The following is an 11936-nucleotide window of genomic DNA, read 5'->3' on the forward strand; positions in this document are numbered from 1 at the left end:
GCTCACGTCAGCCTCCTCGCTGCCGGACGGTGGTCGGCGCTCATCGTGGGTCCGGGTCGTCGAGGTCGGTCGGCTCGTGCGGGTCCGCCCGGCCGAACGTCGGGTTGTGCGCGCCGCCGAGCGTGATGTGCACGGCCTGCTGGTGCGTGTAGAAGTCGATCGAGCGGTACCCGCCCTCGTGGCCGAGGCCCGACGCCTTGACGCCGCCGAACGGGGTGCGCAGGTCGCGCACGTTGTTGCTGTTCAGCCAGACCATCCCCGCGTCGACCGCCTGCGCGAACGTGTGCGCGCGCCGCAGGTCGTTGGTCCACACGTACGCGGCGAGCCCGTACCGCACGCCGTTGGCGAGCGCGAGGGCCTCCTCCTCGGTGTCGAACGGCGTGATGGCGACGACCGGCCCGAAGATCTCCTCCTGGAAGATCCGCGCCTCGGGGGGCACGTCCGCGAACACGGTCGGCGCGACGTAGCTGCCCGTCGGGAAGCCGTCCGGTCGGCCGCCGCCGGCCACGAGGCGCCCCTCCGACCGGCCGATCTCGATGTACCGCATGACCTTCGCGTAGTGCTCGGGGTGGACGAGCGCGCCCACCTCGGTCCGCGGGTCGTGCGGCGGCCCGACGACCACGCGCCGTGCCTGGGCGGCGTAGCGGTCGACGAACTCGTCATAGACGGGCCGCTCGACGAGGATCCGGCTGCCCGCCGTGCAGCGCTCCCCGTTGAGCGAGAACACCCCGAAGATCGTGGCGTCGATGGCGGCCGCCAGGTCGGCGTCGGCGAACACGACGGCCGGCGACTTGCCGCCGAGCTCCATCGAGAGGCCCTTCAGGTGCGGCGCGGCGTTGGCGAAGATCAGCTGGCCCGTGCGGCTCTCCCCCGTGAACGAGATCAGCGGCACGTGCGGGTGCCGCACCAAGGCGTCGCCCGCGTCCTCGCCGAGCCCGTTCACCAGGTTGAAGACGCCGGTCGGGACGCCGGCCTCGTCGAGGATCCCCGCCCACAGGGACGCCGACAGCGGCGTGAACTCGGCCGGCTTGAGCACCACGGTGTTGCCCGTCGCGAGGGCCGGCGCGAGCTTCCAGGACTCGAGCATGAACGGGGTGTTCCACGGCGTGATCAGACCGGCGACGCCGATCGGCTTGCGGTTGACGTAGTTGAGCTGACGGCCCGGCACCTTGAACGCGTCGTCGGCCTGCGCCACGACCAGGTCGGCGAAGAAGCGGAAGTTCTCGGCCGCGCGGCGCGCCTGCCCGAGCGCCTGCGTGATCGGAAGGCCGGTGTCGAACGTCTCGAGCTCGGCGAGCCGGGAGTCGCTGGCCTCGACGAGGTCCGCGACGCGGTGGAGCACGCGCGAGCGCTCGCGCGGCAGGAGGCGCGGCCACGGGCCGTCGTCGAACGCCCGGCGCGCGGCGGCGACGGCCCGGTCGACGTCCGCCGTGGCGCCGGCGGCGGCGTGCACGTACGGCTCGTTCGTCACCGGGTCGAGGACCTCGAACGTGCCGCCGTCGACCGAGTCGACCGCTCGGCCGTCGATGTGGTGCTGGATGCGCTCGGGCAGGTCGGGCGGCCGCGGGTGGCCGGTTCGCTCGGCAGGCGTCTCGCTCATGCTCACCTCTCGGTCCTCACCTCTCGCTCCTCGGGGGCGACGTCCGGCGCGAGTCGCGCCGCTTCGCGCGAGCCCCAGGCCTCGGCGCGCTGCGTGTCGTCGACCGTGGGCAGCGAGCCGAGCGCCGGGTCGAAGGCGTGCCGGCCCTGGACCACGGTCGTGACGAGCCGCCCGGACGTGGGCGCCCCCGGGGCAAGCGGTGCGTCCACCTCCACCTCGACGACCTGGCCCGGGACGACGACCGACGAGCCGGCCGGCGTGCCGGTCAGGAGCACGTCGCCCGGCTCGAGCGTCAGGTGCTGCGACAGGTCGGCCACGAGCTGCGCGAGCGGGAACAGCAGGTCCGCGGTCGTGCCGTCCTGCCGCAGCTCGCCGTCGACCCACGCGCGCACCCGGATCGCGTGCGGCTCGACGGCGCGGGCGTCGATGAGCGCAGGTCCGAGCGGCGTGAACCCGTCACCGCCCTTGGACCGCACGTTCGAGCCGCGGTCGAGCGCGCGCAGGTCGTAGAGCCCGAGGTCGTCGGCGGCCGTCACCCAGCCGACGTGCGCCCAGGCGTCGTCGAGCCTCACCCGGCGGGCCGCGGTGCCGATGACGAGCGCGATCTCGCCCTCGAACGCGAGCAGCTCGGTGCCCGCGGGCCGCTCGACGGTGCCGCCCGACGCCGCGACCGAGCTCGACGGCTTGAAGAAGTACGACGGCTGCGCGGGGCGTCGGCCCCGCTGGTCGGCGCGCGACGCGTAGCTGAGGTGGACCGCGACGACCTTGCCGGGACGGCTCGGCAGCGCCGCGAACCGCGGGTCCGGCTCGGTGCTGGTGTCGTCAGCCATGGCTGCTCGCACGGACGATCTCCTCCTGGTACGGCGCGACGACGTCGGGCGAGACCCGCAGGTCGAGCAGCAGGAACGGCCGCTCCGGCGCCGGGCGCGCGGCCCAGTCCGCGAGCGCGTCGAGGTCGTCGAGCGTGCGGACCGTGACGCCGCGCGCGCCGACGGCCGTCGCGAGGCCCGCGAAGTCGACGTCGGGGATGAGCATCGGCTCGCGCACGAGCCCCTGGCGCCCGTAGACGTGGATCTCGGCGCCGTACGCGGCGTCGTTCCACACGACGGCGAGCCCGCGCCCGCGCGCGACGCGCACCGCCGACTCGAGGTCAGCCAGCGCCATCAGGCCGCCGCCGTCCCCCGTGCTGAGCACGACGGTCGCGTCGGGCCGGGCGAGCGCCGCCCCGAGCACGCTCGGAAACCCGAGGCCGATCGCCTGGAAGGCGGTGCCGAGCATGATCATCCGGTCGGGCGACGCGACCGGCCAGTACATGTTCGCCCAGGCGATGAAGTGGCCGCCGTCGGAGACGACGACGCGGTCCGCCGGCAGCAGCTCGGCGATGCGCGCGGCCGCCGAACGGGGGTCGAGGCGCCCGTCGGGAGCGATCCCCGTGCCCGGCTCGTACCGCCGCGCGGCGGTGACGTCGACCGCGTCGCGCCACCCGCTCGGCGGTGCGCCGTCCCGCGCGCGCAGCTCCGCCAGCACGGCGTCGGCGACGGTGGCGGCGTCACCGCGCACGAAACCGCCGACGTGCGGGTGGGTCGCCGCGGGTGCGACGTCGACCTGGAACACGCGCGTGCCGGGGGCGAAGAGGTCGCCGAACCGCATCGTGAACTGGTTGAGCGACGCACCGACGACGACCGCGACGTCGGCCTCGCGCACCACCTCCATCGCTCCCTGCGCGCCGAAACCGCCCGCCACGCCGAGGTCGAACTCGGGGCGCGGGAACAGGCCGCGGCCGAGCGCGGTCGTCACGGTCAGCGCGCCGGTCGCGTCGGCGATCGCACCGAGCGTGGCGCCCGCGCCGGCGAGCCACGCACCGCGCCCGGCGACCAGCAGGGGCCGCCGCGCCGCGCCGAGCGCCGCCGCGAGGTCGCGCACGCTCGCCTCCGCGAACGGCCCGCGCGGCGCGAGCGGCCCGGGCAGCCGCGGCTCGGGGACGGCGGGCACCGGGCCGGCGTCGACGGTCGCGACGTCGTACGGGATCGCCAGCACCGCGGGCACCCGGTAGGTCAGCGCGTGCTCGACGGCGATGAGCGTCGTCGCCGCAGCGTCGGTGCGCCCCACGGTGTACGTCCGCGCGCCGACGGCCGACGCCATCGCGATCTGGTCGACGTCCCACGGCCGCGGGCCCGACGTCGGCTCGTCGCCCACCACGAGCACGAGCGGCACGTGCGCCTGCACCGCCTCGGCGAGCGCGGTGAGCGTGTTCGTGAAGCCGGCGCCGTACGTCGCCGTGGCGGCCGCGAGGCGTCCGGACGCGCGGTGGAACGCGTCCGCCGCGGCGACCGCGCCCGCCTCGTGACGCACCGGCGTGAACGTCGCGGTGGTCTGCCGCGCCAGGGCGTCGAGGAAGTACGCGTTGCCGTTGCCCATCACGCCGAACACGTGGTCGACGTGCCCGGCGAGCGTCGTTGCTGCGTGGGCGGAGACCGAGGTCATCCTGGCACCTCCGGCGGCAGCCTATGCCCGCCGTATACGATCCGCTCGAGAGAGGTCGACGCGTTCGACCCAGCTGCGCCGCCCCTCGCCATGGCTTCGACAGAGCAGTCGGAGGGGTGTCATGCAGTTCCACCACCACGGGTACGTCTCGGGCGATCCCCGGGTCCAGCCCGCCGCCGGCGTCGGGATCGACCGGCCCGACGAGCTCCCCGACGAGGTCGACGTCCTCGTCGTCGGCACCGGGCCGGCGGGCATGATCACCGCGGCGCAGCTCTCGCAGTTCCCCGACGTCGTGACGCGCGTCGTCGACCGGCGCCCGGGCCGGCTCGCGGTCGGCCAGGCGGACGGCATCCAGCCGCGCAGCGTCGAGACGTTCCAGGCGTTCGGCTTCGCGGGGCGGATCGCCGAGGAGGCCTACCGCGTCACGCAGGTCTGCTTCTGGCACCCCGACCCGGCCGACCCGTCGCGCATCGTGCGCGGCGAGCGCACGCTCGACGACCCGACGGGCATCAGCGAGCTGCCGCACCTGATGGTGAACCAGGCCCGCGTGCTCGACTACTTCGCCGAGTTCATGGCGAACGCGCCGACGCGGATGCGCCCCGACTACGGCTGGGACTTCCGCGACCTGACGGTCGACGACCACGGCGACCACCCCGTCACCGTGCACCTCGTGCGGACGGCGGGCGACGACGCCGGGGCGGAGAAGGCCGTCCGCGCGCGGTACGTGGTCGGCGCGGACGGCGCGCACAGCCGGGTGCGTGAGTCGATCGGCTGCACCGCGGTGGGCCAGAGCGCGCTCCACGCGTGGGGCGTCATGGACGTGCTGGCCGTGACCGACTTCCCCGACATCCGCACCAAGTGCGCGATCCAGTCCGGCTCGGGCGGGAGCATCCTGCTCATCCCGCGCGAGGGCGGCCACCTGTTCCGCATGTACGTCGATCTCGGGGAGGTGCTCCCCGAGAACCACGCGACGCTCCGCGGCACGACGATCGAGGCGATCATCGCCCGCGCGAACGCGATCCTGCACCCGTACTCGCTCGACGTCCGGGACGTCGCCTGGCACAGCGTCTACGAGGTCGCGCACCGGCTCACCGACCGGTTCGACGACGTGCCGCTCGACCAGGTCGGCATCCGCACGCCCCGCGTCTTCATCGAGGGCGACGCGTGCCATACGCACAGCGCCAAGGCCGGCCAGGGCATGAACGTGTCGATGCAGGACGGGTTCAACCTGGCCTGGAAGCTCGGCTACGTGCTGACGGGCCGCAGCCCCGAGTCGCTGCTCGCGACGTACTCGCGCGAGCGGCAGGTGATCGCGCAGGACCTCATCGACTTCGACCGCGAGTGGTCGGCGCTCATGGCGAAGAAGCCGGACGAGCTCGCGGACCCGGCCGAGCTCACCGAGTTCTACGTGCGGACCACGGAGTTCCTCTTCGGGTTCATGACGCAGTACCCGCCGTCCATGCTCGTCGCCGAGCCGGTGCACCAGGACCTGGCCGCGGGGTTCCCGATCGGCAAGCGGTTCAAGTCGGCCCCGGTGGTGCGAGTCGCCGACGGGAGCCCGCTGCAGCTCGGCCACCAGCACCGGGCCGACGGCCGCTGGCGCGTGTACGCGTTCGCCGACCGGCCGGCGGCGGGCGAGCAGTCGACGCTGTCCGCGTGGGCCGACTGGATGGCGACCTCGCCCGACTCGCCCGTGCTCGCGCACACGCCCGAGGGCGACGACCGCGACAGCCTGCTCGACGTCAAGGTCGTCTACCAGCAGCGCAGCGACGCGCTCGACCTGGGCGCCGTGCCCCCGCTGTTCCTGCCGCGCACCGGCCCGTTCGCGCTCGTCGACTACGAGAAGGCGTTCGCGACCGACCCGGCCGACGACATCTTCGAGCGGCGCGGCATCGACCGGGGCGGGTGCGTCGTCGTCGTGCGGCCCGACCAGTACGTCGCGGGCGTGTTCCCGCTCGACGGCACCCACGAGCTCGCGGCCTTCTTCCGGCAGCACCTGCTGGTGCGGGTCCGGGAGCCGGTCGGCTGACGCGACCGCCTACGCCGCGTCGTGCGCGAGCCGCGCCGGCGTGTCGTCGTCGAACTCGGCGAAGAACCCCGCGACGCGGTCGGTCAGCTCCCCCATGCCGTCGCACGCGAAGAGGATCGGCTGGTAGTGGCTGATGTCGTACGCGAGCGTCGCCATCTGGTGGAAGTCGACCGGCCGGATGTCCGCGTCGCGGAACTCCTCGATCTCGCCGTACGACGAGAGCAACCCGGCGCCGTACGCGCGCAGCTCGCCGTGCTCGTACATGACCCCGAACTCGATGGTGAACCAGAACACGTCGGCCACGTACTGCAGCCCCTCGGGCGTCTCGGAGCGCCGCGCGGCCTCTCCGGCACGCCGCTTGACCTCGGCGATCGCCGGGTTCGCGAGCAGATTGCAGTGCCCCACCACCTCGTGGATGATGTCCGGCTCCGGCGTGTAGAGCGGCTGCGACGCGTGCCTCAGGTACTGCGTCGAGTGGAACACCCCGTCGGCGAGCGAGCCGTAGAACACGTCGAGCGGCACGAGCCCCGCCGCCGGGTGCAGCCGGAAGCCGCTCAAGGGACCGAGCCCCGCGCTGACCTCGTCGAGCTGCGGCACGTGGTCCGTCGGCAGGTTGAGCGCCTCCTTGCCGTCGAGGTAGCCGCGAATCGCGAGCCGCTCGTGCTTCGGCGCGAGCTCGCGGCACACGATGCGCCAGATCTCGTTCTCGCCGTCGGTGTACTCGACGCGCGGCACGGGGTCACCCGGCTGCCAGACCAGCGCCGGGCCCGCGATCTCCTCGCGCCGTCGGCGGTACCCCTGGTCGTTCGCGCCCGGGTGGTCGGGCGCCAGGTGCACGGTGACCTTGCCTGCCTCGTCCGCGGTGACGGGGGCGTAGAGCTGACCCTCCTCGAACATGCCCTCCGTTCTACGCCTGCCGCGTGCGCGCCGCACCACCTCGGTACGGACGGCCGCGGCATCGAAGTGGCGTCAGGGCGATGACGGAACGGCAACATCGCAGGTGGCGGGGGTCGTCGACCTCCTACGGTGCGGCCATGTCGATGCGGACGCAGTCGTGGAGCACCCGGTGGCGCAGCGCCGCCGTCGCCCTCGTGATGGTGCTCGGTGGGGGTGCGACGCTCGCGACGAGCTCGGCGCCGCGGTGCCCCGACTTTCCCGAGGGCGCAGCGAGCGAGTTCTTCCGGCCGCCCAGCTCGCTCGAGGGCTGGTCGCGTGATGCGACCCCGTCGACCTTCCGCGCCGTCGGGTTCGACGTCGAACGGACCACGGTCCACTTCTCCACGTGCGTCCGCGCCGAGACGGAGAAGGTGCCCGTCATGGTGCGGCTCGAGATGGCGGGCGAGTCGACCGGCGCCGTGCCGCAGGCGTGGCTCAGCGCCATGACCGTGACGGACGGGCATGGTCGCACCTGGTCGCCGGTCTCGGTCTTCACGCGCGGTGCGGGTCCGGCGTACGCGGACAGCGGCTACACCCTGCCGGCCCGCTCCGAGGCGTCGTTCATGCTGCCTGTCGACGTCGAGGCGCCGGTCCGGCTGCACCTCGGGGAGCTCGGTGGCGTCTCGCGGCCCGAGCTGTCGCTCGACGCGCAGGGCCCGCGGGAGCAGCGGCCGTGAACCGCGCCGCGGACGCCCGCCGCGCGGTGCGCGGCGACCTCCTCCTGCACCCCGTCGCGCTCGTCAGCCTCGCGGTGCTCCTCGTCAACGACCACCTGCTCAAGCAGGCGGCACCCGGCTGGGTGACCGGCAAGCTCTCGGACGTCGCAGGGCTCGCGTTCTTCCCGTTCCTCCTGCTGGCGGTCCGCGAGGTCGTGACCGCGCGGCCACCCACGCGGCGTGCCGCTGCCGTGGTCGCCGCGGTCACGGGGGCGGCCTTCGCGGCGATCAAGCTCTCTACGCCTGCGCGCTCGCTGTACGCGGGCGTGATGGGCGTCTTGCGCTTCCCGGCGGACGCCCTCGTCGGTGGCGCGCAGTCACCCCTGGCGGTCGCGGTCCAGCCGGACGCGACCGACGTCGTCGCCGTCGTCGCGTGCTTCGTCGCGGTCCTCGCCATCGCCGCCCGGCGGCCCGGTCTACCAGGGGGGTTGGAGCTCGCGCCGATCCCGGGGCCGTCGGAGTGAAATCGCACGTCGAACGCCTGCGGCGCGGCACGTCCGGTCCCTACCCTCGGACGAGACTCGGGGAAGGGACGGCCCATGGTGGGAGCCGGTCGGCGGCGGCGCGGCGCGGCGACGACCCTGGCGGCTGCGGTCGCGCTGAGCGCCGCGACGGTGGTGGCGCCGCCCGCGACGGCGGACGACCCGGCCTGGACGATCATCGCCGGCACGTTCCTCGACGACTCCGGCGCGCCGACTGGCTTCGTCCGGGACGACACGGGCGGGCTTGTGCCGAGTGCGTGGGTCGGCGCCTCGGAGGTGTCGTGCACGACGGGTGAGCCGGACCCACTGGGCCATTTCGCGTTCACCGACGTCGGGAGCGACGGGCGGTTCGTGCTCCGCGTCGTCCCCGGCGGCTGTTACGACGTGTCCGGTAGCTGGCGCTCGGTCGGGCAAGACCCGCTCCCCCTGCGACGCGTTCCGGCGGGTACCACCGCGCTCGAGCTGCGGGCTCGGGCGTGGAGCTGGTCGGAGGTGCTCGACTCGCAGGTCGCGTACCAGGGCCGGCTCGGACTGCAGGTCCAGAGCGGTCCGCTCTCGGGCGACACGCTGCCGGTGGTCGGCGGGGGCTCCGGGTGACCGTCGCCGGCTGGTCGGCCACCGCGACCGTGGACAGCACGGGCCGGGCGTGGGTCCGGCTGCCGGCATCGATCCGTCCGGGCGCCCACGCCGTCACGATGGCCTACTCGGGCACCGCGATCACGCTTCCGTCGACCACGACGCAGTCGATCGGGGTCCGCCGCGTCGCCCCGACGGTGCGGACCACCGCGTCGGGTGTCGCGTACCGCGGCTACGCCACCGTGCATGTGTCCGTCTCCGCGAAGCTCCCGGCGAGCGGGCGGGTCGCCCTCTACGCGGGGTACTACAAGGTCGGCTCGGCGACGCTGCGGAAGTCCCACGGGCACTGGGTGGCGACGATCCACACGCGGCGCATCCTGAGCACCGGGACGCTCGCACTGCGCTACGGCGGCAACCACGACGTCGCTCCGGTGCTGCACAAGGTCGGCACGGTGAAGCGCACGCGCTGATCGTGTCCGACGGGGCTGCCAAGGTGGGCGTGTGAAGGCCGACCTGAAGAAGGAGGTCCCGACCTACACCGCGCCGCGCGGCCGGTTCGAGGTCGTGACAGTGGCGCCCGCGCAGTTCCTGATGGTCGACGGGCACGGCGACCCGAACACGTCGTCCGCGTACGCCGATGCGCTCGCGGCGCTCTACCCGCTCGCGTACGCGCTGAAGTTCCTCAGCAAGACCGAGCTCGGCCGCGACTACGTCGTCATGCCGCTCGAGGGGCTGTGGTGGTCCGAGCAGATGGACGCGTTCGCCCGCGCCCGCGACAAGTCGCGGTGGGACTGGACGCTGCTGAACCTCGTCCCCGGCTGGCTCACCGCCGGCCACGTCGATCTCGCACGGGCGGACGTCGCGCGCAAGCGCGGTCCGGCGTCGCTCCCACCCGTGCGGTTCGAGCGGTACGACGAGGGGCTGAGCGTGCAGACGCTCCACGTCGGCTCGTACGACGACGAGGCACCTGTGCTCGCGGCGATGCACGCCTGGATCGCCGACCAGGGCATGCGCCTGCTGGGCAAGCACCACGAGATCTACCTGAGCAACCCGCGCCGCGTCGCCCCCGAGCGGCTCCGGACGATCCTCCGACAGCCGGTGATGCGGGCCGACTGACCCGCGCCAGGGCTTGATAGGCAAGTTCGCACTTGCCTATCATCGAGCCGTGACCGACGTCTTCCACGCCCTGGACGACGCGACCCGACGCCTGGTGCTCGACGAGCTCGCCGCCCGGGACGGCCAGACGCTGTTCGAGCTCTGCACCACGCTCACCATGCGCCACGGGGTCGGCTCGTCCCGCCAGGCGATCTCCCAGCACCTCGCCGTGCTGGAGGAGGCCGGCCTCGTCCACACCGAGCGGCGCGGCCGCACCAAGCTCCACCACTTCGACCCGACACCGCTGGCGGCCATCGCGGAGCGTTGGCCCACGACCGGAGAGGCGCACCCATGAGGATCGAGCTGACGAGCATCTACGTCGACGACCAGCGCGCCGCCCTGGCGTTCTACACCGACGTCCTGGGCTTCACGAAGCACCACGACATCCCGCTGGGCGACGACTTCTGGCTGACGGTCGTCTCGCGCGACGCGCCCGACGGGCCGGAGCTCCTGCTGGAGCCCGCCGGGCACCCCGCGGTCACGCCGTACCGGGACGCGCTCGTGGCGGACGGCATCCCGCTGGCCCAGTTCGCGGTCGACGACGTCGACGCCGAGTACGAGCGGCTCACCGCGCTCGGCGTGACGTTCACGCAGCCGCCGACGGACATCGGGCCGGCGGTGGTGGCGGTGCTCGACGACACGTGCGGGAACCTCGTCCAGCTGATCGCGACGAAGGCCGCGGACCCCGCCCGACCGGGAGAGACAGGGGAAAACCCCTGGTTCGCCGGGCATCTCGTGGCGGGACACTCTCCTCGTCGGCGAGGTCGGACCTCCGGCGGCCCACCTGCTCGCGCCGCGAGACGGGGGAGGTCGCCATGGAAGCAGCAACGAGCCGTCGACCCCGGTCGACGGCCGCAGGCGTGCGGGCACGGACGGCGGCGTCGGCGGTCGGTCTGATCGCCCTGCTGTCCGGGTGCTTCGGATCGACCGGGACGGCCGAGCCGACCCCGTCGTCGGCGGCGCACTCGGTCCACCACCTGCGCGTCGTGCACGTCGACAGCGACTACACGCTCGACCCCACGACGTCGTGGTTCGCGGACGCCTTGGCGCAGCGTTCGGGCGGCCTCTTGGAGGCAAACTTCGCGTTCGACTGCTGCGGCGACGGGCCGGACATCGAGCAGCAGGCGATCCACGACGTCGCGTCCGGCGCCGTCGACCTCGGGTGGGTCGGCGTCCGAGCGCTCCACAAGGCGGGCACGAGCGCGTTCGACCCGTTGATCGCGCCCATGGTCATCGGGTCGTACCAGGGCATGAAAGACGCCCTCGCGGACGAGGACGTCACGCGAGGGATGCTGGCGTCGTTGGAGCCGGTCGGCGTGACGGGCCTGGGCGTGGTACCTGGTTCGATCCGCTTCCCGCTCTCGACAGGCGTGACGCTCACCGATCCCGCCAGATGGGCGGGCCTGCCGTTCTACAGCTTCGAGTCGGTCGTCGGCACCCAGTCGCTGGCCGCTCTCGGGGTGACGGCGCAGAACCTGGGCTTCGGGGACCGTGACGAGGCGTTCGAGGCCGGGAGGCTCAAGGCCCAGGACAACTCACTGCTGTACCAGTCGACGCACACCGAGCAGGTCCAGCAGGCCGTGGTCAACGTTCCGCTGTGGGCCCGCATCTCGGTCGTCATCGCCTCGCCGCAGCTCGCGCTGTCGGACGAGGAAAAGGCGTGGATCGCGGGTGCGGTCGCGGACACCGTGGCGCGTACGCCGGAGCTCGCCGACCTCGACCGCGACGCGGTGGAGATGGGCTGCCGTGCGTCCAGCGTGTTCGTCACCTCGACGGCGGCGCAGCTCGCGGAGTTCAGGCAACGGTTCGCGCCGGTCGTGGACGCCATCGGTCGGGAGACCGGCAACGAGCAGGCGCTGGAGCGCGTCCGGTCGGCAGCGGGGCAGGGCGCCGTCGAGGACGGCTCGTTGGGGTGCGCCGGCACGGGGACGCCGTCGTCCACGCACGGCGGCTGACGG

The 11936-nt window shown here is 73.5% G+C and carries 12 protein-coding genes and 1 pseudogene; 9 read left to right on the plus strand and 4 right to left on the minus strand.

Annotated features, from left to right (window positions below):
• Positions 1-40: 40 nt before the first annotated feature.
• The 3 genes and pseudogenes from hpaE to QRT04_RS06235 all read right to left on the minus strand — a co-directional run bounded on the left by hpaE (position 41) and on the right by QRT04_RS06235 (position 4084).
• On the minus strand, positions 41-1600 hold the full coding sequence (hpaE, locus tag QRT04_RS06225; protein ID WP_289454297.1) for a 5-carboxymethyl-2-hydroxymuconate semialdehyde dehydrogenase: 1560 nt from the start codon (positions 1598-1600) through the stop codon (positions 41-43).
• Between the two features lie 47 nt (positions 1601-1647).
• Positions 1648-2430 (minus strand): annotated as a pseudogene (locus tag QRT04_RS06230) (fumarylacetoacetate hydrolase family protein); the annotation flags it as partial.
• Positions 2423-4084, minus strand: a complete 1662-nt coding sequence (locus QRT04_RS06235; protein WP_289454298.1) for a thiamine pyrophosphate-binding protein — start codon at positions 4082-4084, stop codon at positions 2423-2425. The pseudogene QRT04_RS06230 and the gene QRT04_RS06235, both read right to left, overlap by 8 nt.
• Before the next feature lie 121 nt (positions 4085-4205).
• On the opposite strand from QRT04_RS06235, the gene QRT04_RS06240 reads away from it, so the two are divergent.
• On the plus strand, positions 4206-6113 hold the full coding sequence (locus QRT04_RS06240; protein ID WP_289454299.1) for an FAD-binding monooxygenase: 1908 nt from the start codon (positions 4206-4208) through the stop codon (positions 6111-6113).
• Positions 6114-6122: 9 nt separating this feature from the next.
• Here QRT04_RS06240 and QRT04_RS06245 read toward each other — a convergent pair whose 3' ends face one another.
• Positions 6123-7010 carry a phenylalanine 4-monooxygenase gene (locus QRT04_RS06245; RefSeq protein ID WP_289454300.1) on the minus strand — a complete coding sequence of 296 codons (888 nt, stop codon included), beginning with the start codon at positions 7008-7010 and terminating at the stop codon, positions 6123-6125.
• A gap of 137 nt (positions 7011-7147) precedes the next feature.
• Here QRT04_RS06245 and QRT04_RS06250 point away from each other — a divergent pair, with 137 nt between their 5' ends.
• The 8 genes from QRT04_RS06250 (at position 7148) to QRT04_RS06285 (ending at position 11933) form a co-directional block, all read left to right on the plus strand.
• On the plus strand, positions 7148-7726 hold the full coding sequence (locus QRT04_RS06250; RefSeq protein ID WP_289454301.1) for a hypothetical protein: 579 nt from the start codon (positions 7148-7150) through the stop codon (positions 7724-7726).
• Positions 7723-8229: a hypothetical protein gene (locus tag QRT04_RS06255; protein ID WP_289454302.1), complete on the plus strand. Its 507-nt coding sequence runs from the start codon at positions 7723-7725 to the stop codon at positions 8227-8229. Before QRT04_RS06250 ends, QRT04_RS06255 begins: the two co-directional genes overlap by 4 nt.
• A gap of 75 nt (positions 8230-8304) precedes the next feature.
• Positions 8305-8844, plus strand: coding sequence for a hypothetical protein (locus QRT04_RS06260; protein WP_289454303.1), 540 nt, complete (start codon positions 8305-8307; stop codon positions 8842-8844).
• Positions 8841-9293, plus strand: coding sequence for a hypothetical protein (locus QRT04_RS06265; RefSeq protein WP_289454304.1), 453 nt, complete (start codon positions 8841-8843; stop codon positions 9291-9293). Before QRT04_RS06260 ends, QRT04_RS06265 begins: the two co-directional genes overlap by 4 nt.
• A 31-nt stretch (positions 9294-9324) precedes the next feature.
• Positions 9325-9939, plus strand: coding sequence for a GyrI-like domain-containing protein (locus tag QRT04_RS06270; RefSeq protein WP_289454305.1), 615 nt, complete (start codon positions 9325-9327; stop codon positions 9937-9939).
• A 49-nt stretch (positions 9940-9988) separates the two neighbouring features.
• Positions 9989-10273 (plus strand): ArsR/SmtB family transcription factor, encoded by a 285-nt coding sequence (locus QRT04_RS06275; protein WP_289454306.1) that lies wholly within the window; start codon positions 9989-9991, stop codon positions 10271-10273.
• A complete protein-coding gene (locus tag QRT04_RS17180; RefSeq protein WP_326522453.1) occupies positions 10270-10875 on the plus strand; it encodes a VOC family protein in 606 nt (201 codons plus the stop codon). The genes QRT04_RS06275 and QRT04_RS17180 overlap by 4 nt, the downstream gene beginning before the upstream one ends.
• Positions 10794-11933 carry a TRAP transporter substrate-binding protein gene (locus tag QRT04_RS06285; protein ID WP_289454307.1) on the plus strand — a complete coding sequence of 380 codons (1140 nt, stop codon included), beginning with the start codon at positions 10794-10796 and terminating at the stop codon, positions 11931-11933. Before QRT04_RS17180 ends, QRT04_RS06285 begins: the two co-directional genes overlap by 82 nt.
• Positions 11934-11936: the final 3 nt, after the last annotated feature.

The organism is Cellulomonas alba, from assembly GCF_030362835.1.
GTDB classification, from domain to species: Bacteria; Actinomycetota; Actinomycetes; order Actinomycetales; family Cellulomonadaceae; genus Cellulomonas; species Cellulomonas alba.

Excerpts from the sequence above, each read along its gene's own strand:
- hpaE (WP_289454297.1), bottom strand. The coding sequence starts at position 1,600 with ATGAGCGAGACGCCTGCCGAGCGAACCGGCCACCCGCGGCCGCCCGAC.
- QRT04_RS06235 (WP_289454298.1), bottom strand. The coding sequence starts at position 4,084 with ATGACCTCGGTCTCCGCCCACGCAGCAACGACGCTCGCCGGGCACGTC.
- QRT04_RS06240 (WP_289454299.1), top strand. The coding sequence starts at position 4,206 with ATGCAGTTCCACCACCACGGGTACGTCTCGGGCGATCCCCGGGTCCAG.
- QRT04_RS06245 (WP_289454300.1), bottom strand. The coding sequence starts at position 7,010 with ATGTTCGAGGAGGGTCAGCTCTACGCCCCCGTCACCGCGGACGAGGCA.
- QRT04_RS06250 (WP_289454301.1), top strand. The coding sequence starts at position 7,148 with ATGTCGATGCGGACGCAGTCGTGGAGCACCCGGTGGCGCAGCGCCGCC.
- QRT04_RS06260 (WP_289454303.1), top strand. The coding sequence starts at position 8,305 with ATGGTGGGAGCCGGTCGGCGGCGGCGCGGCGCGGCGACGACCCTGGCG.
- QRT04_RS17180 (WP_326522453.1), top strand. The coding sequence starts at position 10,270 with ATGAGGATCGAGCTGACGAGCATCTACGTCGACGACCAGCGCGCCGCC.
- QRT04_RS06285 (WP_289454307.1), top strand. The coding sequence starts at position 10,794 with ATGGAAGCAGCAACGAGCCGTCGACCCCGGTCGACGGCCGCAGGCGTG.